Genomic DNA, 25,220 nt, shown 5'->3' on the forward strand with positions numbered 1-25,220 from the left:
ACAATCCGATCGGATTGTATTTTTATTAGAAGCATTAAATATTTACAGGTTTAGTGATAAAATAGAAGTATACAGGGAGGTTATACTTATGAAAGTTATAACAATAGGTGAACTTTTAATAGATTTCATACCTAAAGAAAAAGGGGTGAATCTAAAAGGAGTCCAAAACTTTATAAAACATGCAGGTGGAGCACCAGCAAATGTAGCAGCAGTGGTTGCTAAACTTGGTGGTGAGTCTATATTTTTAGGACAAGTTGGTCATGACAGTTTCGGTAGTTATTTGATTGATAAACTAAAATCATTTAATGTAGAAACTAAATATATTCACCAAACTTCTAAAAGACCAACATCACTGGCATTTGTGAGTTTAACAGATGTAGGTGATAGAGATTTTGTATTCTATAGAAATCCTGGAGCTGATGAATTATATGAAGCATCTATGGTGCCTAAAAAAGAATTTGACAGAAACATCCTACATTTTTGTTCTGTATCGCTAACGGAAAACCCAATTAAAGAAGCACATATCAAAGCAATTGAACTTACTAGAAAGCATAACGGATTAGTAAGTTTTGATCCAAATATCAGACTTGCTCTATGGCAAGATCATAAAAAAATGCTGGATGTCATTTATGAATTCTTACACTTAACAGATATCGTTAAAGTATCTAGTGATGAATTAAATTTTATGACAGGCTTTGATGATGAACAAGTAGCGATTAAATCCCTATTTGTTGGTCAAGTGAAAGTAGTCATTGTGACTAAAGGTAAAGAAGGTTCTAGACTATATTTTAAAGATATCGATGCAGTCATTAAACATCCTGGATTTACAGTAAGTAGTATTGATACCACAGGTGCAGGTGATGCATTTATGGGTGCCTTCCTATATCAACTCAGTAAAAACAATCTTATCTTAAATCAATATAACAGTTATGACATTCTAAAATTTGCAAACGCCTATGCAGCACTATCTACTACAAAATTAGGAGCGATGGAAAACATTCCTAGTCTTGAAGAAGTTGAGGCAATGATTAATAACTACAAAGAATGATATATAATAGCCTTATAAGGTACTTATGTGTTGATTATCATCTATATTCACTATTCTAATAAGACCGCTTTCGCGGCCTAATTAACGCTTTAAATGTACATGAATCATAGTATTAACATTATGTAAAATATATTAATTACTACAAAATATCATCACCAAGCAGTTAACTGCCATGGTGATTTTTTGTATCTAAAATGATGTGTATTTTCAACTTGCTTTCATCAATTTGGTTGTATATAATCAAGAAACTAGGGAGGCACAACAAAATGGAAGACCTTAAAATATACCAACTAAATAAAACGATTTTATGTATAGACCTTAAAAGTTTTTATGCATCAGTTGAATGTGTTTTAAGAGGGCTTGATCCATTTAAAACACCGCTAGTAGTTGCTGATAAATCTAGAGGCGGTGGTTCTATTGTACTTGCGGTTTCACCTTACTTAAAATCCTTAGGTGTACCATCACGCTGCAGAATATTTGAACTACCTGAGGATTTAAATATTATTTATGCAAAACCTCAAATGCAAACATATCTGGAATATTCAGCTTCAGTCATTGGCGTCTATTTAGACTTCATCAGTGAAAATGATCTTTACGTGTATTCGATTGATGAGGCTTTTCTAGATTTAACAAGTTATTTAGCATACTATAAAAAGACAGATGTAGAACTAGCTCAAGAAATCCTAACTAGAATCACATCTAAATTAGGTTTAACTGCAACGTGTGGTATAGGACCTAATATGTTAATGTCTAAACTAAGTATGGATATTGAAGCTAAAAAGAACCGTAATAACATTGCTAAATGGAACTATGATGACATCAAAAATCACCTATGGCCAGTCACACCACTATCTAAAATGTGGGGTATTGGGCATAGAATGGAATCACATTTAAATAAGCTTGGATTATTTACAATAGGAGATATCGCAAACTATCCTAAAGAGAAGTTAAAACGCAGATTTGGTGTCTTAGGAGAAGAGTTATGGTATCACACCCATGGCATCGATCTAAGTGAAATTAAAGATAAATATAAGCTTAGAACAAAACCTAAATCCTTTGGTTCGGGTCAAGTACTGTTTAGAGATTATAACGAAACAGAAATCATGACTATTATATTAGAAATGGTGGATGACGTAACACGCAGACTTAGAATTGCTAAAAAGCGTGCCCAAACGATTAGTTTGTCTATTGGATACACAAAAAGTGTTGGTGGAGGTTTTTCTAGACAAGTTACACTTGAACAACCCACTTCATCTGAATCTACTATATATCAAACATGCCTAGACTTGTTTGATATGTATTATGAGGGTTTTCCAATTCGTACAGTAGGCGTACATCTTTCTAAATTAACTGATAATAAAGTATATCAATACTCACTGTTTGAAGATGCAGATAAGTTAGAAAAAGAATATCAACTTCATATGACAATGGATAAAATTAAACATAAATTTGGTAAAAATTCAGTCATTAGATTATCCTCTGAACAAGAACATGCAACTGCCAAACAAAGAAACAAGCAAATAGGTGGCCATCATGTATAAAGATAGGGGCATTATCAAATGGGCACCATTTGATGCATTAAATGGATTTCATGAAACAATTGAAGCCTATAAGTATGAAAAAGGTAAAAAAGATAGACCAATACTTTTAGAAGATAAGTTAAATAGATTAGATGAACTACTTAAAGAAGCTATTGAAAATAGATTAGAAATTCAAATTTACTATTATTTTGATGGCTATATTAAAAATATCTATGGGCATGTTAAAAAGTTAGATCGTAATTATAGATATATGATATTGGATAATGGCATTAGATTAGCCTTAGATGATATAGTAAATATCATACATCTACCTAAGGATTAATGATTTGATGAAAGTATAAAATGTGTGAACTATTTACACATTTGGGTTACGAAAATGACTTAACTGGGCAGTTTGTGTTAAAAAATACACTATGAAACGCTTACATAAAATGATTTGCTAAACCAAGTTTACAAATCATTTTTTATCGTCTATAATAGTTAGGTACCTAACTAATAAGGAGTGATATCAATGGAAAAACAACTCATTAAAGAATTGTTTATATTAACAAGTAAATTAAAAAGAATGCTAGATAAAAAGTATTTAGAAAATGGTATACATACTGGCCAAGCTAGAGTTTTAATGTATTTACATAGAAATAAGGGTGAGGTTGTATATCAAAAGGATATAGAAGCCTTTTTTCAAATTCGTGGTGGTACAGTCACGGGTATGATAGATACTTTACAAAATTATGAATATATTCAAAGAATAGATTCAGAAATTGATAAAAGAAAAAAACGTATTGTATTAACACCTAAAGGTGAAGCGGCTGCATTAAATGCAATTAAAACAACACAGGATATGGAAAATAGTATCTATGAGTTATTAACAGGTCAAGAACTTGTTGTATTTCAAGGTGTTGTTGAAAAGATGAATGGATTTATAGATGAGGAGGAAGCAAATTGAGAAAGTTATTTAAATATTTTAATACCGTTAAAAAAGAGTTGTTTCTAATTCCTATTTTAATTATTGTCGAAGTTATATTTGAAATACTTATTCCTATATTTATGAGTAAGTTAATTGATGATGGGGTAAACGCGGTGGATAGTTTGGGTGTAGCTAGTCCAAATAAAGAAGTTATTATTTATTATGGAGTACTTATGATCATTTCAGCAGTGATTGCTTTAGCATTTGGTGTTTTAGTTACTAAAACAGCAGCTAAGGTATCTACTGAGTTTGGTCATAATCTTCGTCAAGCACAGTTTGAAAAGATTCAAACTTATTCATTTGAAAACATAGACAACTTTAAAACATCTAGTTTAATTACTAGAATGACAATGGATGTCAATATGATTCAACAATCTTTAAATATGACATTAAGAGTTGCATTAAGAGCTCCTGCATTACTTATCTTTTCTATTGGTAGTATTGCAATATTTGCAGGTACTTTAGCGGCAATATTTGTCATTGTAGTACCTATTTTAGTGATTGGGTTTTACTTGATCTTAAGTAGAGCACATAAACACTTTGTTAGAATGTTTACTAAAATTGACCATTTAAACCTTACAATTCAAGAAGATTTAATCGGTATACGTACTGTAAAGTCTTTTGTAAGAGAAGACTATGAAACTAACCGATTTGACAGAGCTACAAAGGATGTGAGAGATATATCTGTTAAGGCTGAAAAAATTATTACATTCAATAGACCCTTAATGCAATTTTCAATTGGATTAAGTTTCGTACTGATTGGATGGTTTGGTTCTCAAATGATGAGTATTGGTGATTTAACGGAAGGTCAATTTGCTAATACAATTACATATGTCAACCAAGTATTATTTAGTTTATTAATGCTTAGTCAAATATTTTTAATGTTTGCGATGTCAAGAGCATCAATTGGTCGTATTAATGAAGTATTAGATGAAGAACCTTACTTAAAAGAAACCGAAAATCCAGTACATGACGTACTAGATGGTTCATTTAGTTTTAATCAGGTTAGTTTTAAGTATGGACAAATATCAGAAAAATACGTCTTAAAAGATGTGAATTTAAATGTAGAAAGTGGTTCTTATGTTGGTATATTTGGATCGACTGGTACAGGTAAATCTACCCTTGTTCAACTACTTGCTAGACTTTATGATACAACAAGTGGAGAAGTCATAGTGGGTGGTAAAAACGTTAAACACTATGGTTTAGAGGCATTAAGAAAAGAAGTTATTTTAGTACTTCAAAAAAATGTATTATTTAGTGGTAGTGTTAGCGAAAACATCCAGTGGGGTAAAAAAGATGCCACTGATGAAGAAATCATTCAAGTATTAAAACAAGCCCAAGCTTATGATTTTGTAATGGCAATGGAAAAAGGATTAGACACACATATAGAACAAGGTGGTGTCAACTTAAGTGGTGGACAACGCCAACGCTTAACGATTGCTAGAGCACTAATTGGTAATCCTAAAATATTAATACTAGATGATTCCACATCTGCGGTAGATACTAAAACAGATGCCTTAATAAGAGAAGCATTTAGAAAAGATATGCCACATATGACAAAAGTAGTCATCAGTCAAAGATTAAGTTCAATTGAAGATGCCAATCAAATCATATTAATGGATGAACAAGGTATCAATTCAATTGGTACGCATGAAGAATTATATCAACATAACACAATGTATAAGACGATATATGATGCACAAAGCAAATCAAAGGAGGTAGCTGAATAATGACAAAACATGAAACCAAAAAACTAAAAAAATCTACAACCTTTGTAAGATTGATGAAACTTGTTTTCGTAAGAAATAAATTACCTTTAATTTTAGTGCTAATCTTTATGGTGGTCTCTACAATCGCAAACGTAAGTGGGTTAAATACGTTACAAAATGTTATGGATGAAGCACTTCGCATGTATGAAGTAGGTAGTACGGATTTTAGTGGCATCATTAAGTTATTAGGTATGATGGTTTTATTCTATGTAATTAATATTTCATTTACCTTTGCACACTTAAGACTGATGGTGCATGTCAGTCAAAATAGCTTAGTGCATTTAAGAACGAGTTTATTTGATCACATGATGGATTTACCACTTAAGTATTTTGACTCAAATAAACATGGTGATATCATGAGTAGATTCACCAATGACGTGGATGCAACACGTCAAATGGTATCTCAAAGTTTACCGCAGTTAACTGTGTCTTTCATGTTAATGGCCGGGTACTTTATAGCCATGCTTGCTATTTCTTGGGTAATTGGATTATTTACTTTAGTATTTGCTATAATTTTAATTGGTATTACTAGAATCATTAGTAAAAGAACTAGAAAGTACTTTAATGCACAACAAAAAAATACAGGTCTATTAAACGGTTATATTGAAGAAATGATAGAAGGACAAAAAGTTGTTAAAGTATTTAGACACGAACAAGAAGCAATTGAAGGTTTTGGCATGTTAAATGAAAAAGTAAAAGACTCAGCTAGAATTTCAATGACACGAAGTGGTATGCTTATTCCGATATCCATTAATCTAGGTTTCTTAGGGTTTGCATTAACTGCAATCTTTGGAGGTATGCTTGTACTAAACGGTTATCTATCTGTTTCAGGATTAGTCTTATACTTAATATTCACTAGACAATTCATGGGGCCGGTCAATCAAATGAGCCAACAATTAAACTTTGTTCAAATGGCACTTGCAGGCGCAAGCCGTGTATTTGAAGTGATGGATCTTGAAAAAGAAGTTGATGATGGCTATGTAACTTTAACCTATGCTAAATATGAGCATAAAGAACTAGTAGAATCTGATGAACCAACTGATATTTGGGCATGGAATAATAAAGGTAAATTAACTAGATTAAAAGGTGATGTGAGATTAGATCACGTAGATTTTGGATATAGCAGTGATAAATTAGTTTTAAAAGATATATCTGTATTTGCAAAACCGGGACAAAAAATAGCCTTTGTTGGTTCAACTGGTGCTGGTAAAACAACCATTACAAATCTAATTAACCGTTTCTATGAAATTAACAATGGAACAATTACATTTGATGGTATTGATATTAAGGACATTAAAAAGTCATCACTTAGAAGATCATTAGGAATAGTTTTACAAGATACGCACCTTTTCCAAACAACAGTACGAGAAAACATTAGATACGGTAAGTTAGATGCAACTGATAAAGATGTAGTTGTGGCAGCTAAACTTGCTAATGCTCACGAATTTATCTTAAAACTTCCTAATGGCTACGATACAATTATCACAGATGATGGTGCAAACTTAAGCCAAGGACAACGTCAGTTATTATCGATTGCACGTGCTGCAATCTCAAATCCGCCAGTATTAATCTTAGATGAAGCAACTTCATCTATTGACACTTATACTGAAAAATTAATCCAAGATGGTATGGATAGATTAATGACAGGTAGAACTGTATTTGTCATTGCGCATAGACTATCCACCATTAAAAACTCAAAAGCTATCATTTTACTTGAAGGTGGTAACATCATAGAACGTGGTAGTCATAATGAACTAATTGATTTAAAAGGAACTTATTATGAACTTTTTACAGGTAGTTTTGAATTAGAGTAAAAAAAATAGGAGAATAAAATTATTCTCCTTTATTTTTACCTTTAAATCGCGCTAATATCTCGTCCCAGTGACGTAAAATCTTTTGTCCAATATAGAATATAATGACATAGATTGCTATCCAAATAACCCAACCCCAAACGGTATCTAGTCGAATGAGGCTTGCACCGTATGCAGTTAAATATATAGGGATTGTTCTAGTTATAAGTAGAGTGATTGAAAAGAATCTAAATCGCATGGGTGTAATACCAGCGACCATACAAATGATGTCATCAGGAAACCCTGGAAGTAGCATTGTTAAGAAAAAAACTACCTTTTCACGGCCTTTCATCATATCTAGGTACTTATCTAACTCTTTATCACCTAATATCCAGCGAAGCAGTTTAGTACCAAATATACGACCTACATAAAAACTAATCACACTACCAATTAATACACCAATTATAGCAAGTGTTGCTCCCTCAAATGGGCCATAAACGTAAGTGCCTGCAAATATGGTAGGAATATTGGTTACGGGTATGATGGTTGTTTGAAGTAAGTTGATGAGTATATAGATAACTTTACCTAAATTACCGTAACTTTCTATCTTTTCTTTAATAAAATCAGCATCTGTAAAATATTTGTTTAGTCCAAGTAAAAAATAAAGTAGTATAAATATACCAACAATGGCTACAAGTATTATAGAAGTTATAAGTATTTTTTTCTTTGTATCTTTGTTCATCATAATCACCTAACTTATTATATCAAAATTTTAGTCTAATGGGTTTGTGCCACAATTAAAGAATAAAAAAACTCTAACTAGACCCAAAATTTAGGTGCTGTTAGAGTTTTTAAACTATATGAATTAATCTGCTAGTAAATCAACATACTTATCAGTTTTGTAGGTTGTTTGAAGCGCATCTAAATCAATTTCTTGATCGGTGTTTACACCTGGTACATTAAATCCGTTGATTTGGTAAAACTCATCTAAGAATAATTTAGTACCTTCTAAATCTAAGAATGATTGATCAATGTCTTTATGCATCAGTTTATTAATACGTTCTTGAAGTTTAGAATCCATTTCTAGATGGTCTAAACGGATGCGTCCGTTTTCATCTAGAATTCTGTTGTTGCCATAGATCATATCTTTAAATAATCTGTGTTTATGTTCTAGTGTAGTTTCATGTGTACCATTTTTAGTCATTTCATCAAATAGATAGGATACGTAAATTGGCATTTGAGGAATAAATACACTTGCCTTAGATACAATAGCTTTACTTGAAGAAATCAGTGCTTCACCATTATATTTAGCTTTTAATGAGTTGTTTAATCTATCAGCAGTAGCTTCTAAATCTAGTTTAGCTTGGCCGATTGTACCAGAGCGGTAAATTGCATCTGTATTTTTTCCACCAATATATGTGTAAGAAATGGTTTTAAAATCTTGAGCTAAAACACCTGCGTTATCTAAGTAAGTTACCCAGTCACTCCAGTCTCCCCCACCCATAACAAACACAGTATCTTTTGTTTCTTGTTCTGTAGCTGGTTCAACAGTTAATGGTTCTACATGCATCGATTTAATATCAATGGTGCGCCCTACAGCTGGTTTACCTAAAGGTTTAATGGAAGAACGTATAAGTTCGCCAGTTTCAACATTTTTACGTGCACCAGATGCTAGTGAATAAATAAGTAAATCAATTTGGCCAAATTCTTTTTGGATTTTTTCTAGAATAGCCCTTTTGGTTTCAGGAATAAATGCATCTGCGTTAAAGTCAAAATGTTTTTGATCTAGATCTTTTACTGCATCCTGGAAGAATAAGTTATTCCAGTAACCAGCAGAACCAGTTTTACTACCACGTGGTATGCTTTCAAATGATACGTTGATAGTGTTTGCGTTTGCTGCAAATGCTAAACTAATACGAGATGCTAGTCCGTAACCTGACGATCCCCCAACAATTAATACATTTTTAGGACCTTTATATTTAGGTAATTTTTTAACATCTTCAATATAGTTATTGACCATTTTTTGAACACCTAATGGATTTGAGTTTGTAAAGAAGTTACTACGTATAGACGGTTTAATAATCATGATTGTCTCCTTAATTTTAGTAAAATGTTTTGAATATCAAAACTATTTATATATTATACATGAAATTTGTCTTTAGTGGTAAAAAGTAGTTGTTTATTCGTTATATGTATTTTTAATATAGTATTAGGTGTGTATAAAAAAAGAACCCAAGCATTGGATTCTTTAATCACAATAACTTGGATTCTAGAAATGTTATTTAAGTTCTAAATAACGTTTTTCAGGTTCTTTTCTAGTTTCTTTTGGAAGTTCGATATGTAACATACCGTTTTCAAAAGTACCATTGATTTCATCAAGATGTAGGTTACCTACATAATAACTACGCTTCATAGTACCTTCATATCTTTCTTTTCTAATGTACTTAGTACCTTGATCTTTGGTTTCTGAATTCTTAGAAGTATGAGCTTCAATAGTTAAGTAACCATCCTCTAAGCTTACCTTTACATCCTCTTTTTTAAATCCAGGAAGTTCTACACATAATGAGTAACCATTTTGTGTTTCCTTAATATCTGTTCTCATTAAGTTAGAAGTAGTCACCGGATTAAGCACATTGAAGTCTTCAAAGAAATCATAAAAGAAACTTCTATTTTTGTTCAATAAACTCAACATAGTTTTTACACTCCCTTTATTTTTATTTTTGAACTTGATGTATCTTTCCAAGTCCACATATAGTATATCGAATATTATTGGCACTGTCAAGAATAGAGTGCTAATTTTGTGATATTTTATAGATTCTATATAAAGAAAGCTCAATCCTTTTTAGATTGAGCTTCAATGATTATTAATGTATTAAAATACTTTTCCAGGGTTTAATAAGTTTTTAGGATCAAGTGCTTTTTTAATTAATTTCATCACATGGATGTTATCTTGGTTTGTCATTTTTAGGAAATGTTCTCTCTTGAAGTAACCAACACCGTGCTCTGCAGAAATTAAGCCACCTAAACGATACACTTCTTTATAGAGATCATCTAAGAATGCATGACGTTTTGCTTGCCAAACGTCATCTGAAAGTGCATCTTTCATCATGATTGTATGGATATTACCATCACCAGAGTGACCGAAGTTTAACACTCTGATACCATGTTTAATTTCTAACTCTTTAGTATAACGAATCATGTCAGCAAATTTATTAATAGGTACAACTTCGTCTAACATTTCAAAATATGTAGCATTCATAATACCGTAAAGAATAGAGTCTCTCATTTGCCATGCTTCAACAGCCTCTTTTTCATTTAAGAAAATTTGCTCGATAGCTTTTTTATCACCAATTTGGTGAATTAGGTCTAACGAATTATTGATGTTAGTTAGTTCATTACCATCAACAGTTAATAAGATGTAGGCTTCACCTGTTTGTGAGATGAATTTCTTATTTAAGAAAGATTCACTAAATTTAATGGATTCACGGTCAAATAACTCAAGTGCAGCTGGCAAGATACCAGTTTTTAATATCTCAATTACTGTATCTGTTGCTGTAAATGGATCATTAAATGCTAACACCATAGATTTGTTGAATTTAGGTTTTGGTACAAGTTTTAACGAAACTTGAGTTGTAATACCTAAAGTTCCTTCAGAACCGATAAATAAATCTAGTAAATCATAACCTGAAGCATCTTTAATTGTTTTACCACCAAGTGCTAATTTAGTACCATCTGCTAAGACAACATGTAAACTTCGAACGTTTTCTCTTGTAGCACCATATTTAATTGCACGCATACCACCAGCATTGGTAGATACGTTACCACCAATAGAAGACATTTTAGATGCAGGGTCTGGTGCATACATTAAACCGTGTTCATCTGCAATTTTTTGAACATTTTCTAATGTGATACCAGGTTCTACGGTTAAGGTCATCGTTTCTAAATCAACTTCAACGACTTTATTCATTAAACTTAAGTCGATGATTAATTCGCCACCAACTACCGGTATTTGAGAACCAGCAGCACCAGTATTTGCACCACGTGCAATAATTGGCATATTTTGGGCATTTGCAAATTGAACTGCTTTAATAACTTCATCTTCATTTATAGGTTTTACAACACCATAAACTTTGTTCGCACCAAAAGGGTTTTGGTATACATCAGGTACATCAGTACCGATAAATACTCTACTTGAATCTTGGATTATGTTTTTCATATGAACTCCTTATATATTTTATATATACTTTTATTATATTGAATACGCTTACTTTATTCAATTTTGAGGACTTGGCATATATTAAATATTCAAGTTATGAAAAATACTTTTAACTTATCTTAAATAAACCATAGCTATCATAAAAAAAACAAACTTTTTAGTTTGCTTTTTTAACGAATTCTGATTTTAATTTCATTTGGCCGAAATCTTTAATTTTACAGTCGATATCATGGCCATCTTTTGCATCTTCAATTAATCTAATACCTGTAACTTTTGTACCTTGCTTAATCACACCAGAAGAACCTTTTACTTTAAGATCTTTAATGACGATAACATCATCTCCATCTACTAATATATTATTATTGGCATCTTTGACAGTAAACTTGTTTTCACTTTCAAGTTGAGCAGGATCCCAACTATACTGACAAGCAGAACAAACCATCATGTCGTTATCTTCATATGTATATTCAAATCCACAACTTGGACAACTCATATAAACTACACCTACCTTATTCTCATTATGTTCATTCATTATACCATAATCAATTTTGGACCCAAAATGTGGGTAAATATGACGATTACGCATTAAAATTATTATATTTTTATTTTTTACCAATAAAACACACCAGGTCTTTCGTATATATGGTGAAAGGTAGGATTTACATATGAAAAAAACATTTAGTATTCCATTATTAATTATTACGGCCTTAACATTAGTTGGTTGTAAATCTGAAAACTCAAACTTACTCGAGTTTAATAATAAAGAAAGCGTGATGGCATTTCAACTAAGTTCATCTGTTGATGTCATAGAACAAGAAACACCAGAAACAACTACAACAAATAAAGAAACTGTTGAAGTTGTAACAGAAGAACAAGTAGAAGCTGTAGAAGAGATTAGCCCATATGTGGTCATGTTTGAAAATATGTTAGCTTCAAAAAACGGGTTTAGCCATGAAACTAAACCATCAAATTTAGAAGGTTATACACATATGCAAGTCGTAACTATTCCAGACTTCGAAGGTCAATCTAATACGTATGTTATGTATTATAATATAACTAGCAATTTAGAAGATGACAACGACGATATGGATGATGATCATGATGAAGACGATGATGATCATGATGATTTGAGTATTTAATTATAAGATGAAAACTTGATTTAGGTCAAGTATTTATTTTTATGTTCATACTATAATAAGGGTGTAGAAAAAGAAAAGAGGTATGAACAATGAAACAATCAAGTTTTATAGTAGCTAAAAGTGAGTATATGGATAAATTGAAAATGTATGTACCAATCGTTGATCGTGTACATGGTAAATTACATCCTGAGTTTCATGAGGTAAGACGCGTATTTGAATTACTTAATGATAAACTCAATCAAAATAATTTAGACTTAAAAACTGAGTTTGAAGCATTAAAAGTAATCACTAATCATTATAAAGTACCACATGATGTGTGTGAAAGTTATGAAGCGGTATACCAAATGCTTGATGAGTTAAATAAAGCATATGATGAAAGTGCGGTGATTTAATGGTCTCATTTATATATAAACAAAAGATAAAGATTATGATACTTTCTATTTTATTGATTGTATCAGGGTTTATCTCACGTTACGCTTTTGATCAAAAACTGATATTTGATGTAACACTTATGGCTGCATCCATAATTGGGGTGTTACCGATTGCTATATCTGCCTTTCAAGCATTAAAAGTAAAAGTTATTAGTATTGATTTACTTGTTACAATTGCAGTTTTAGGTGCGTTTATTATTAAGGCATACGAAGAGTCTGCAATTGTTACATTCTTATTTTTATTTGGTGCCTATTTGGAACAAAGAACACTTAATAAGACAAGATCAGCGATTAAGGCACTAACTGAAATGGCACCAGAAACTGCACTTAAAAAGATGGATGATGGTGAGTTTTTAGAAGTTGGTATTGATGATGTAGAAGTAACTGATATTTTATTAGTTAAAACGGGTGCTAAGGTGCCTGTGGATGGTATTGTTTTAAGTGGTAGTGCCTATATTAATGAAGCAAGTATTACAGGTGAAGCAGTATCTGTTAAAAAAGTTGTCGACTCCAAAGTATTTGCAGGTACGATTTTAGATAATGGAACAATACAAATCGTTGCACAAAAAGTAGGAGAAGATACTACGTTTGGTAAAATCATAGAACTTGTTGAAGAAGCACAAGATTCGAAGTCTGAGGCTGAAAAGTTTATTGATAGGTTTGCTACATGGTATACGCCGTTTGTTTTAGTACTTGCGCTTATTGTTTGGGTGATTACACAAGATGTAGCATTAGCTATTACAATACTCGTACTAGGTTGCCCGGGTGCACTTGTCATTGGTGTTCCAGTATCTAATGTTGCTGGTATTGGAAACGGTGCAAGACATGGTGTTTTACTAAAGGGAAGTGAGGTTATTGGTAACTTTAGTAAGGTTGATACCATCGTTTTTGATAAAACAGGAACACTTACAATAGGACATCCTGTATTAAGATATGAGGCTTATTTTGAGTTGGATAAAATAGAAATCATACCTTATATTTACAGTATAGAAAAACAATCAGATCATCCGCTTGCAAAGGCTATTACAGGTCACATAAAAGATGCTAAAACACTACACATAGACCACACAGATGTTATCAAAGGTGGTGGGATTGTTGCAAGTATCCATAAAAAAAGAGTACTTGTTGGAAATTTAGTACTCATGAAAGATAATGGTATAGAAATAAAGTCAGATATCATGGATGAAATCAATAGATTAGAACATGAAGGACACTCCATAGTTCTTGCAGCTATTGATGAAAAGTTAGTAAGTTTAATGGGGATTCGTGATGAAGTAAGACCCAATCTTGTAAAGGATTTAAAACGAATCAAAAAAATGGGTGTTAAAAACTTGATTGTATTATCTGGAGATAATCAAGGTAGTGTAGATATCGTTGCTAAAGAGTTAGGACTTTCAAAAGCAGTTGGAAACATGTTGCCAGAAGATAAAGCAAACTACATTAAAAAACTCATGAGTGAAGGTCATATGATTGCTTTTGTTGGTGATGGCGTAAATGATAGTCCATCCATCGCGCTTGCACATATTGGTATCGCTATGGGTGGTGGAACTGATGTTGCGATTGAAACATCTGATGTTGTATTAATGAATGATAATATCAATAAACTACCACATGCTTTAGGCCTAGCAAAAGCTACTAAACATAATATGATCCAAAATATATTAATCGCGATTGGTGTTGTTGTCGTATTATTAGTAAGTTTATTTTGGGGCGAGTGGGTCAATATGAGTATTGGTATGCTAGTTCATGAAGCAAGTATCTTAGTAGTCATCCTAAATGCCATGAGACTTTTAAGGTATAAAACGAAGAATAATTGATTTAAATCAAGGTTTATTAGAATACTAGAGTATATAATATGACTATAAAATAAAAATAAAGGGAGTAATACATATGAAAAAAACCACAATTCAATTAGAAACATTAACTTGTCCATCATGTCTACAAAAAATTAATAATGCAGTTAAGGGATTAGATGGTGTAGATAAAGATAGTGTCAATGTTATGTTTAATTCAAGTAAAGTTAAATTAGAATTTGATGACACAAAACTAGATATTGATAAAATTGAACAAGTAATTAAGTCTCAAGGGTATGAAGTAATCAAATCTAATACAAAAGATATCTAAGCAAAAAAAGAAAACGATTTGTTAGCATGAATCATTTGACTTCAAATCTATAATCATATATAATCACTTAGGCTAAACGAGTAAAGGAAATAATATATGAACTTATTTGAAATTGATCATATCCATTTAGATTTAGAAGTATCCAGTAAAGATGAGCTATTTGACTTTATTGCTAATACACTTAAAGCATTAGGACGTATTACTGAAAGTGCTGATTTTAAAAAAGCGTTAGAAAAACGTGAAAGCGAAATTTCAACAGGTCTTGGTGAAGGTATCGGTATGCCACATACTTTAGATACATCTGTGATGTTTCCAACGATGCTATATATTCGCTTAAAAAACGAAATAGACTATCAAGCAATCGATGGTTTACCAGTGAAGGAAATATATGCAATTGCAATGCCAAATAGCTATCAAAAAGAGCATCTAGTATTAATCAGTAAGATTGCAACTATCTATTTTGAAGAAGCATCAAAACAAGAAATTAGAGCGCTAGATACAAAGGAAAGTATTCATAGTTTCATCTCTAAAAACTTAAAATAACACAAAGTCCGCATAAATTATCGTTTATGCGGTTTTATTTTTTATGGCATGTTAAAATAATTTTAGGTGATGACATGAGAGTTGAAATTTGGTTTGACTTCAATCAAGAGAGTTTAGAAGTCATAAATAATTTAAATAATGCCTTTGAGCGCTTTAAACATTCTAAAGATGTGGATATCTTATTTAGATCTTTACCGCAAAAAGAAGAGCACTTTAAATACCATGAAATATTCCAATACGGAAGAAAAAAAGGGTTAAAACATAGTTATTTATGTACTGTTTTTGAACTCTTTAGTAGTAAAGTTGATTTGACAACTGTGTTAGAAAGCCGTTTATCACCATATTATGTAGATATTAAAGATTTACAAACAAATTTAAAAGAACATAAGAGTTTAAGAATTGTTAAAAATCAATTAGAACATGCAACACTTCAAAAGATTGATACTGCTCCAACACTTACTTTTACCCATGGGTTTAGATTAGTGGGCGTTAGTTCTATTTCTGATATTGAACAAACCCTAATTAAGATGTATGAAAAAGACTCAGGTATTAAATACTGTATAGAAGAAGATTGTGAAAGATGATGTGAAAATCATCTTTTTTTGTAAATATGCATAAAAATGAGTGACATCATGGTATACTTGATAAGGTTCAAAAAACGAAAAAGAAATAAGGGATACTAAATGGCAATTTTATTTAACGATTTACCAATATTAGATACAACAAAAGTAGCATTAGAAAAATTAGGTTTTACTGAAGCTACACCAATACAGGAACAAGCAATTCCAAAGATGATTTTAGGTTTAGACTTAATCGGTCAAGCTCAAACAGGAACAGGAAAGACATTTGCTTTTGGCATACCGATGGTCGAAAAAACTGATACATCCTTAAGACAAACTCAAGGTTTAATTTTAACTCCAACTAGAGAATTAACAAATCAAGTATACAAAGAAATTATTAAATTAGTTAAGTTTTACCCAGAATTAAGAGTTACAACCATCGTTGGTGGTGAGTCCTATGAAAAACAATTCAAGGAATTAGACAGAAAACCACATATCATTGTTGCAACACCAGGTCGTATTATTGATCATATCGATCGTGGTACAGTGGATTTATCACACATTACAACACTTACATTAGATGAAGCTGATGAAATGTTAAAAATGGGTTTCCAAGATGATATCGAACGCATTTTACAAACAACACCAGAAACACGTCAAACTGTATTATTTTCTGCAACAATGCCAGCATTTATTAAAAAGATAGCTAAAAACTATCAAAAAAATCCTGAGCTTATTAAAATTGAAGCAAAAAGTTTAACAGTTGATCGTATTTCTCAAGCTTACTTCTTAGTTAAAGAAAAAGAAAAACAAAGTTTATTAGAACGTCTATTAGATTATGAAAACCCATCAACTGCAATTATTTTTGTGAATACAAAAGCAGGTGCTGATAGAATTACTGAAAGTTTACAAAAAGCAGGATTTACTGCTGATGCACTACATGGTGACTTAAAACAATCACAACGTACATACGTTATGAACCGTTTTAGAAGTAAACAACTATCTATCTTAGTAGCAACAGACGTTGCAGCTAGAGGGTTAGACGTTGATGATGTTGAAGTTATTGTAAACTATGATTTACCTCAACAAGATGAAATCTATGTTCACCGTATTGGCCGTACAGGTCGTGCCGGTAAAAAAGGTAAAGCATTCACATTTGTTACACCACTTAAACGTCGTATGTTAGATATGTTAGCTCACTACACTAAAGCTGATATTAAACGCTTAGAAGTACCAACTGCTGATGATGTTTACAAAGAACAACTTAAAACATTCAAACATAAAATTAAAACTGAACTAGCAAATGAATATCCAAACCATTTAGAAGCTATTAAAGAATTATTAGTGGATGAAGGTTCTAAGGATCAATTATTAAATTACTTACTAGACAGCATGCTACCTTCTAAGAAAACTTATGAAACAATTGAAATCATTCCTGAAAAAGCACCAAGAAGAAGTCAAGGTGAAAGAGGAAATGATAAAGGTAGAAGAGATTCAAGATCATCAAGAGATGGTTCACCAGCACGTGGTAGCGGTCAATATGTTGACTTCACCCTAAATATTGGTAAAGCAGATGGTTTAACACCTCCTACACTATTTAAATTCATGGAAAAAGAATATGGCATCTTCTCTAAAAATATTGGAGACATTAGACATAATAAAAATGAAACAGTATTTGGTCTTAGAAAAGATTCTGTAAGACGTCTTAATGCAAATAAAGAAGTGAATTACAAAGGTAGAAAAGTAGTTATCAAAACATTAAACTAAATAGCACATTCGTGCTATTTTTTATATATATAGATACAAAAACCATTTAAAAATAAGTCATATTGCAATAACACCCTTTTAACACCTTAATGGTTCTATATTATAAATATAGACTATCTATAAATATTCTAAGTAATAAAGTATAGTATTAGTGAAATAATCGTTAAAAAATGATACAATAAGTTAGAAAAGGCAATAGGAGGATTTAGTCTTGCATCTATTTGATAACATCCCAGATACACTATTTAATGTCTTATCTTCTCCAAACAAACATATATATGTAGACTGTCTGTTTATCATATATGATGCCACCAACTCAATTGAAAATGCGTTTCAAGGTGAACGAGGCTATGTGATTGATAAGCTAGTTGACTATTTTGATGAACTTAAAGAAGAGTTTCAGATGGGGGATAGTGAAGTCACAACTTCACGTCAAAAGTCTGTTTCTGTCATTAATATATTGAAGCAAAATGGTTGGTTAGGTGAGGAAGAACTAGGGGATTATAAAACGTCATTAAATTTATTTGATTACTCCATAAAAATCATTGATTTACTAAAAAGAATTCAAACGGGTGAAGAAAACGAGTATACCGGTGAAATCTACACCGTGTACTCTCTTTTGTCATCTTTTGATATTATTGATGGTTTAACCATTGTAGAACAAGCATATCAAAAAATTGAAGATGTCTTAAGAAAACTAAAAACATTAAAAGCAAACATCTATCGTTTCTACTTTGATTTAGTTAAAAAGGATAGAAAAGATGATTTACAAAAAGTTTTAGAAAAACTTCTTATAGACTATAAAACAAACTTCTTTGATAGTGCATACTACCATTTAAAGACCACAGATTCACTACCAAGATATAAACGTAGTATTTTAGAAAATATATCCTATATTTACCAAAATGAAGGTTATATGGAAACCATGGCTGAACAAGCACTTACTAAAAGAAAAGCACTTCAATATAATGATGCTTATAACTATGTAGAAGAGCGTATTCGTTATATAAAAGATTCTATAGATGCCATTGAGTATTTAATCGAAGGTATTGATAATAAAAACGAATTATATATCAATGCTGCTGCATCTAAAATTATGTTTTTAACTAATACATCTGAAGATTTAGAAGGCTTAATGAATCGTTTATTTAAAATCATTTTAAGTGATAAAAAGGTAGATTACAGTCAAATATTTAACCTTTTTAGAGCTAGAAACTTAGATGAAAACTCGCTTCAAACAGTTAGAAGGCCAAGAGTTGATGCCGTTGCAGAGGAAATTGACTATAACCAAGATATCTCTGATGAGGTTAAGGAACGTAAGATGGCAAGCTTACTTAAGGCAAACTTGTTTTCTAAAAAAGAAATTAACAACTATGTCACTTACCTACTAGGTGATGCACCAAAGATATTAGCAAGTCATATCGAATTAGAATCAAATGATGATTTTGTTAAACTGATCTTAATCTTCTTATTTAGTAAATCAACAGGTATGGTTTACGATGTTAGATTATTAAATTATGATACGAGAATTGGACATATTAAATTTACTGATTTTGAAATCTTTGTTAAAGGAAAAAGCTTATGATGAACAAAAACCAAGCAATAAAAAAACTAAGTGAAGAGTTTGTAGTATTAAAAGAAGCAGAAAAAACTGTTTTTTCTAGAATTGTAAACAAATTACTTCAAGTGAACTTCATCACTAGAAAAAAGATTGCTGATGCAAATGATTACCGTTTTGTATTAGCGTATAAGGAAATATTTGAAGCCTATTTTTGTTTATCAGATTTTGAACTCATTATTGAGCGCCATGAAGAAGTTTTATATATCAAAAATATATCAAACTTCAATCACTTAAGACTTAGAAAAGCTGAAAGTATTTTATTACTTATTATTAGAATGTTATATCAATCCAAGATGGATGTAATCACACTGGATGAAAACGTTGAAATATACTTAAGTGAGGTTCATGATGAACTCACTAAAGTAGGTTATCTAGATAATAAACGTATGACTAAGGAGACATTGAAACCTAGTCTTCAATTATTAAAAGGTTACAACATCATTGATTATATGGATAGTAAATTAAATGACGATGCTAGAATTAAAATATATCCAACAATTTTATATGTTATTAGAACAGACAGTATTAAAGAATTATTAGATCACATAGATGACTATGTTAAAGGGGGTAATGTAAATGAAGAAATTGACGAAGATTAAACTTATTAACTGGCATTTATTTACAGACCAAACCATTAAAATAGATGGTAATACATTAATCTCTGGTGAAAATGGTGCTGGTAAATCAACACTACTTGACGCCCTACAATATCTATTAGTCGGTGGAAGATCTGGTGCTAAATTTAATATTGCAGCAACTGATGATGCCAAACGTACCCTTGAAGGTTACGTTCGTGGTCGTATTGGTGCTGAAAATAAAGAATTCATCCGTTCAGGCGATGTCATTACGCATGTTGCACTAGAGTTTTATGATGAACAAAGTGATGAATTTGGTATTATTGGTGCAGTCCTAGAGTTACCTAAAATGGGTAACTTAAAAGAAAGATTTTATTTACTAGAAAACCTAAATATTCATGATGGTATTTTTATGGATAAAAATACGCCAAGAGATTACCGCTCCATGAAGGCATATTTAAAAACATTATCCATTGATTTTATGCCGTTTGACTCACAACGCCAATACCGTGATGCTCTTGCTAAATACTTTGGTATTGATGCTAAAAAGTACTCAAAAATATTACCTAAAGCTCTTGCTTTTAGACCAATCGACTTACAGTCATTTGTTTTTGAGTTTTTATTAGATGATGAACCAATTGATATTCAAAGTCTAAAAAATAACGTGACCCAACTTAAACGTGTTGAAGGTCAAATTCGTTTAGATAAAGAAAAATTAGAAAAATTAGAAAAAATTATTACTTTGGGCGAGTCTCTTAATCAAAACCTAGATCAAATTACGACCAATGAGTTAATTGATCAAATGGCATTCATTGAAAAAAGAGAGACCTTTTTAAGCCATTCAGAAAATCTACTTGATAAAGTCAATGCTAAGTATGAAGTACTTAAACGTCAAAAAGATGATTTAGATAGACAAATAACATCGAATGATGAAACGATTTTAGAACTTGAAACATCACGTCAAAATGATGATATCACGCGTACCCTTTCAAACCTAAAAGAACAGTTACATACCAAAGGTAACCAGTATAATGAACAAAAAGAAATCGTAAGTGATTTAAAATCAACCTTAAATAGAGAACTTGATCTATATAGAGACTTTGTGAATTTAAATCCAAATACACATATCTCTGCATTCTTAAAATATTATTCTAGTCACGAAGAAAACTCAAACATCTTAGAATTAAGCAGCTACATTGAAGGTGCACAATCTGCAGCTAGTGGTTATTTAAATGCTTTAAGTGTAGAAAAATCTGAACTTGAAAAAGAAAGAGGTAATATCTTAAATGAATTAAGAATTGCTGAAAACAGGTTAAATGCATTAAAGAGAAATGTTAAAACATATCCTAGAAATGTTCAATCATTAATGGATGCTATTAATACAGAACTATCAAACTATTATAAAAAAGATGTACGTGTGCGTGCTTTTTCAGATTTAATTGAAGTTAAAGATGAAGCATGGCGTGATGCATTAGAAGGTTACCTAAATACAAGACGTTTTGACTTGATTATTGATCCACTATACTTTAATGATGCACTTGAAGTCTATGACCGTGTTAAAAATGAATTATCTATTTACGGTGTAGGGTTAGTCAATACATCTAAAATTGGTGAATACACAACACATTTACCAAATTCACTTGCTGCTAAAGTAACAACAGATCATCCTTATGCTAGAAACTATGTCAACATGACCATGGGTTATGTTGTCACAGTTGATAATTTAAGTGATTTAAAAAATCATCAAAGATCAATTACTAAGTCTGCAATGACTTATGCTAACCACACAGCAAGACAAATCAATCCAAGTCAATATCAAGTACCTTACATTGGTAATTCATCTACACATCTTCAAGTAGAGATGGATACAAAGTTAGTAGGTGAACTGACAAGTGAACTTAAACGTGTATCTAATTTACTTGAAAAAAATCAAATGTCCTTGAGATTATTACAACAATCTAAACTGACTCATATTGTATCTTCAAATCAAATTAGATACTTTGATAATATTAAACAAACAAGAAAAGAATACATTGAACTAGAACAAAAAGTAGCGAATTTATCAAGTAATCCTAAGATTGCTGAATTAGAGTCACAACTTGATGAAGAGCGTAACAAGAAACGTCAACTACGTCTGGATTTTGAAAAGTTAGCTGATCAAATGGCTGATTTACGTAGTGAAAAAACACGTATTCTTGAACAAATTGAAGAATCACGTGATGCATTATCCAATTATCTAAAGGAACAAAAAGAGTGGAATCAAAAATATCCAACACTTTTACCGATAGCATATAACCAGTTTAATGCATTAAAAGTGAGATATCAGTCAAATTATGACTTGATTTCTAGAGATTTAGCGCAATCTACAATTCAAATTAAATCTCAAAATGCACGTGCAGAAGCTGATGTTGTAAACTTAATGCGTGCATATATTACAAACTATCACTTTGGTGCTGCACCAGATCTATCAGAGCTCATTGAATTTGAAAAAGAGTTTGTCTTAATTAAAGACAATAATTTAATGAAGTATGAACAAGAAGCAATTGACTTAAGAAAAGCTTCTGAAACCGGATTTAGAGAAGAATTTGTAGGTAAACTAAGAGCATCGATTGAAGCCGCTCAAATTCAAATTGCAGAACTTAACCAAGCCTTAACTGGAAAGCACTTTGGTACGGACAGTTATGAACTTGTTACAAAACCATCAGAGAATCCAGAGTTTAGAACTTACTATGATATCATTATGGACTCTGATGCGGTAGCTAAACATACCTTATTTACAGAAAACCTATCTAAACGTAAAGAAATTATATTAATGGAGTTATTTAATAAGATTGCTTCATTTGATCCTGAAAATGATAAATTTGCATTACAATTTTTAGATTACCGTTATTACATGAGTTATGATATTGAAGTCACAAACGAAAATGGTAACAAATCATACTTTAGTAAGGTAAGTAAAGAAAAATCCGGTGGTGAGACCCAAGTACCATTCTATATTGTTATTGCAGCAAGTTTCCAACAACTATTAAGTAAGAACAAACGTATTGATGCTGGTTGTATGGTATTATTTGACGAAGCATTTAACAACATGGATGAGTCTAGAATTGATGCGATGATGAAGTTCTATAACTCATTAAGTATTCAATTATTTATCGCAGTTCCACCTCAAAGAGTAAGTAATATTGTAAACTATGTAACAACATCACTAGCGATAGTTAAAGATAACGATTTTGCAATTGTAGAGGCATTTAAAAGAGAGGTTATTTAACCCTAATGACAAAACTTAAAGGTAATGGTGTATCCAGTGGTATAGCAATTGCTAAGGTACATCAATTCAAACTAAATAACATGTTTGCAATGAATAAGTATGCAACCGACAAAGCGTTTGAAATCAAACGCTTAGGGGATGCACTTTATAAGGCAGATAAGGAACTTGAAAATCTAACCAAACAAGCTGAAGAAAGAATTGGGGATGAACATGCCCAAATCTTTAGAGCACAGCAAATGATGATTAAAGACCCTGAAATGATAAAAAATGCGCATGTTAAAATAAATGACTTTAATCTAGATGCTGCCTACGCATTTAAGCAAACCATGAGTGAAATGATTGATTTGTTTGAGTTAAGTGATAATCCATACATTAAGGAACGTATCTCTGATTTAGAAGATATTTCAAACAGAGTATTACATATTTTAAGTGGAAAAACGCATAGTCTTTATGTATTTAATGAAGATGTGATACTTGTAGCAACTGATTTAGTCCCTTCAGAAACAATCAATTTAGACACAACTTTTATTAAAGGTATTGTCATTGAAAAAGGATCTAAAACAAGTCACTCAGCAATTCTTGCTAGAAATTTAGGTATTCCTGCAATTACTGGTGTTGATGTAAGTAAAATACATCACGACACACTTGCAATCATTGATGGACACACAGGGGATATTTTATTAGAACCTAGTGAAGATACCATCAAAACATACCAAACTAAACAGCAAGAAGCACTTAAATTACAATCAACGTATGAAACAATAAAAGACCTTAAAACAGCAACCATAGACCATCATGAAGTCCATTTAGCTGCAAACATTGGTGTTGATCTAGACATTCAAGAAGCACTAGATGCTAATGCTTCAGGTATTGGTTTATTACGTACAGAAAACCAGTATTTAGAATCTGATGATTTTCCAACCGAAGATGAACTATTTATCTTCTATGAAAAGGTAGCAACATCATTTGAAACTAATGAAGTCACTATTAGAACGCTTGATATTGGTGGCGATAAAAACTTAAGTTACCTCAATATGCGTAAAGAATTAAACCCATTTTTAGGTAATAGAGCAATCAGATATAGCCTAAGTTATCCATCATTATTTAAAACTCAACTTCGTGCTATCTTACGTGCTAATAAACATCAAAATATTAAAGTCATGTTTCCAATGATTTCTACTTTAAAAGAACTCATGGATGCGAAGAAGATACTAGATGAAACCTATCAAGCATTAAAGATTGAAGGACATGAAGTAAATTATCCAAAAATTGGTATGATGGTTGAAGTACCATCCGCTGCACTTGGTATAGAAAAGTTTTTACCACATATTGACTTCATCAGTATTGGAACCAATGATCTGATTCAATACATGTTTGCAGCAGATAGAATGAATGAACGTGTAGCATATCTTTATCAACCATATAATCCAATTTTATTGTCCACCATTAAATCTATGATTGACAAGGCTAATAAGCATGGTATAATAGTTAGCGTGTGCGGTGAAATGGCTGGCCATAAAGCTCAAAGTTTACTACTTATTGGCTTAGGTATCAAACATTTAAGCATGCATGCAAACTTAATTTTAGAAAACAAATACTTGATTTCTAAAACAACTTATAAGGCACTAGAAGAAATTGCCGAAAAAGCATTATTACTAGATTACCCTTACGAAGTTGAAGCACTTATAAATACATATATTAAAGGACTTAAAAATTAAGTCCTTCACACGGAACAATACTCAAGAGGCTGAAGAGGCACGCTTGGAAAGCGTGTAGGGTGTAATAGCCGCGAGGGTTCAAATCCCTCTTGTTCCGCCAGTTGAATTTAGACAGTCTGATACTCAAGTATCAGACTTTTTTT

The 25,220-nt window shown here is 31.5% G+C and carries 22 protein-coding genes and 1 tRNA gene; 18 read left to right on the forward strand and 5 right to left on the reverse strand.

The window, feature by feature from the left end; translation table 11 throughout:
• Window positions 1-88 precede the first annotated feature (88 nt).
• From IY230_RS00135 to IY230_RS00160, 6 genes are all read left to right on the forward strand, one after another.
• A complete protein-coding gene (locus IY230_RS00135) occupies window positions 89-1,048 on the forward strand; it encodes a carbohydrate kinase family protein (protein ID WP_196369328.1) in 960 nt (319 codons plus the stop codon).
• A gap of 266 nt (window positions 1,049-1,314) precedes the next feature.
• Window positions 1,315-2,589, forward strand: coding sequence for a Y-family DNA polymerase (locus tag IY230_RS00140; RefSeq protein WP_230852550.1), 1,275 nt, complete (start codon window positions 1,315-1,317; stop codon window positions 2,587-2,589).
• Window positions 2,582-2,911 (forward strand): YolD-like family protein, encoded by a 330-nt coding sequence (locus tag IY230_RS00145; protein WP_196369330.1) that lies wholly within the window; start codon window positions 2,582-2,584, stop codon window positions 2,909-2,911. Before IY230_RS00140 ends, IY230_RS00145 begins: the two co-directional genes overlap by 8 nt.
• Window positions 2,912-3,100: 189 nt before the next feature.
• Window positions 3,101-3,535 (forward strand): MarR family winged helix-turn-helix transcriptional regulator, encoded by a 435-nt coding sequence (locus IY230_RS00150; protein WP_196369331.1) that lies wholly within the window; start codon window positions 3,101-3,103, stop codon window positions 3,533-3,535.
• A complete protein-coding gene (locus IY230_RS00155; RefSeq protein WP_196369332.1) occupies window positions 3,532-5,286 on the forward strand; it encodes an ABC transporter ATP-binding protein in 1,755 nt (584 codons plus the stop codon). The genes IY230_RS00150 and IY230_RS00155 overlap by 4 nt, the downstream gene beginning before the upstream one ends.
• Window positions 5,286-7,139 carry an ABC transporter ATP-binding protein gene (locus tag IY230_RS00160; RefSeq protein ID WP_196369333.1) on the forward strand — a complete coding sequence of 618 codons (1,854 nt, stop codon included), beginning with the start codon at window positions 5,286-5,288 and terminating at the stop codon, window positions 7,137-7,139. The genes IY230_RS00155 and IY230_RS00160 overlap by 1 nt, the downstream gene beginning before the upstream one ends.
• Window positions 7,140-7,158: 19 nt before the next feature.
• On the opposite strand, the gene IY230_RS00165 is transcribed toward IY230_RS00160, so the two are convergent.
• The 5 genes from IY230_RS00165 to IY230_RS00185 form a co-directional block, all read right to left on the reverse strand.
• Window positions 7,159-7,857 (reverse strand): TVP38/TMEM64 family protein, encoded by a 699-nt coding sequence (locus IY230_RS00165; protein ID WP_196369334.1) that lies wholly within the window; start codon window positions 7,855-7,857, stop codon window positions 7,159-7,161.
• 123 nt (window positions 7,858-7,980) lie between these two features.
• Entirely contained in the window at window positions 7,981-9,201 is a 1,221-nt protein-coding gene (locus tag IY230_RS00170; RefSeq protein ID WP_196369335.1) for a trans-2-enoyl-CoA reductase family protein, read from the reverse strand.
• A 192-nt stretch (window positions 9,202-9,393) separates the two neighbouring features.
• Window positions 9,394-9,807 (reverse strand): Hsp20/alpha crystallin family protein, encoded by a 414-nt coding sequence (locus tag IY230_RS00175; protein ID WP_196369336.1) that lies wholly within the window; start codon window positions 9,805-9,807, stop codon window positions 9,394-9,396.
• Between the two features lie 180 nt (window positions 9,808-9,987).
• The gene (locus tag IY230_RS00180; protein ID WP_196369337.1) at window positions 9,988-11,331 is read right to left on the reverse strand and encodes an FAD-binding oxidoreductase; all 1,344 of its coding nucleotides are present in this window, start codon (window positions 11,329-11,331) and stop codon (window positions 9,988-9,990) included.
• Window positions 11,332-11,488: 157 nt separating this feature from the next.
• Window positions 11,489-11,824: a zinc ribbon domain-containing protein YjdM gene (locus tag IY230_RS00185; protein WP_196369338.1), complete on the reverse strand. Its 336-nt coding sequence runs from the start codon at window positions 11,822-11,824 to the stop codon at window positions 11,489-11,491.
• A gap of 172 nt (window positions 11,825-11,996) precedes the next feature.
• Here IY230_RS00185 and IY230_RS00190 point away from each other — a divergent pair, with 172 nt between their 5' ends.
• The 12 genes from IY230_RS00190 (at window position 11,997) to IY230_RS00245 (ending at window position 25,177) form a co-directional block, all read left to right on the forward strand.
• Window positions 11,997-12,470 carry a hypothetical protein gene (locus IY230_RS00190; RefSeq protein ID WP_196369339.1) on the forward strand — a complete coding sequence of 158 codons (474 nt, stop codon included), beginning with the start codon at window positions 11,997-11,999 and terminating at the stop codon, window positions 12,468-12,470.
• A gap of 89 nt (window positions 12,471-12,559) precedes the next feature.
• Window positions 12,560-12,862 (forward strand): iron-sulfur cluster repair di-iron protein, ric, encoded by a 303-nt coding sequence (locus IY230_RS00195; RefSeq protein ID WP_196369340.1) that lies wholly within the window; start codon window positions 12,560-12,562, stop codon window positions 12,860-12,862.
• The gene (locus IY230_RS00200; protein ID WP_196369341.1) at window positions 12,862-14,718 is read left to right on the forward strand and encodes a heavy metal translocating P-type ATPase; all 1,857 of its coding nucleotides are present in this window, start codon (window positions 12,862-12,864) and stop codon (window positions 14,716-14,718) included. Before IY230_RS00195 ends, IY230_RS00200 begins: the two co-directional genes overlap by 1 nt.
• A 73-nt stretch (window positions 14,719-14,791) precedes the next feature.
• Window positions 14,792-15,025: a heavy-metal-associated domain-containing protein gene (locus tag IY230_RS00205; RefSeq protein WP_196369342.1), complete on the forward strand. Its 234-nt coding sequence runs from the start codon at window positions 14,792-14,794 to the stop codon at window positions 15,023-15,025.
• 96 nt (window positions 15,026-15,121) lie between these two features.
• Complete coding sequence (locus IY230_RS00210; protein WP_196369343.1) at window positions 15,122-15,568, forward strand: PTS sugar transporter subunit IIA; 447 nt, start codon at window positions 15,122-15,124, stop codon at window positions 15,566-15,568.
• A gap of 74 nt (window positions 15,569-15,642) precedes the next feature.
• Window positions 15,643-16,152 carry a hypothetical protein gene (locus IY230_RS00215; protein ID WP_196369344.1) on the forward strand — a complete coding sequence of 170 codons (510 nt, stop codon included), beginning with the start codon at window positions 15,643-15,645 and terminating at the stop codon, window positions 16,150-16,152.
• Window positions 16,153-16,251: 99 nt separating this feature from the next.
• Window positions 16,252-17,895 carry a DEAD/DEAH box helicase gene (locus IY230_RS00220; RefSeq protein ID WP_196369345.1) on the forward strand — a complete coding sequence of 548 codons (1,644 nt, stop codon included), beginning with the start codon at window positions 16,252-16,254 and terminating at the stop codon, window positions 17,893-17,895.
• A 211-nt stretch (window positions 17,896-18,106) separates the two neighbouring features.
• A complete protein-coding gene (locus IY230_RS00225; RefSeq protein ID WP_196369346.1) occupies window positions 18,107-19,480 on the forward strand; it encodes a Wadjet anti-phage system protein JetA family protein in 1,374 nt (457 codons plus the stop codon).
• Window positions 19,477-20,115, forward strand: a complete 639-nt coding sequence (locus IY230_RS00230) for a DUF4194 domain-containing protein (protein WP_230852551.1) — start codon at window positions 19,477-19,479, stop codon at window positions 20,113-20,115. The genes IY230_RS00225 and IY230_RS00230 overlap by 4 nt, the downstream gene beginning before the upstream one ends.
• Window positions 20,093-23,359 carry an ATP-binding protein gene (locus tag IY230_RS00235; RefSeq protein ID WP_196369347.1) on the forward strand — a complete coding sequence of 1,089 codons (3,267 nt, stop codon included), beginning with the start codon at window positions 20,093-20,095 and terminating at the stop codon, window positions 23,357-23,359. Before IY230_RS00230 ends, IY230_RS00235 begins: the two co-directional genes overlap by 23 nt.
• Before the next feature lie 5 nt (window positions 23,360-23,364).
• A complete protein-coding gene (gene ptsP, locus IY230_RS00240; RefSeq protein ID WP_196369348.1) occupies window positions 23,365-25,077 on the forward strand; it encodes a phosphoenolpyruvate--protein phosphotransferase in 1,713 nt (570 codons plus the stop codon).
• 11 nt (window positions 25,078-25,088) lie between these two features.
• Window positions 25,089-25,177 (forward strand) — tRNA-Ser (locus tag IY230_RS00245).
• The last annotated feature ends 43 nt before the right edge of the window (window positions 25,178-25,220 follow it).

It is taken from the genome of Acholeplasma laidlawii, from assembly GCF_015709225.1.
GTDB classification, from domain to species: domain Bacteria; phylum Bacillota_I; class Bacilli_A; order Acholeplasmatales; family Acholeplasmataceae; genus Acholeplasma; species Acholeplasma laidlawii_A.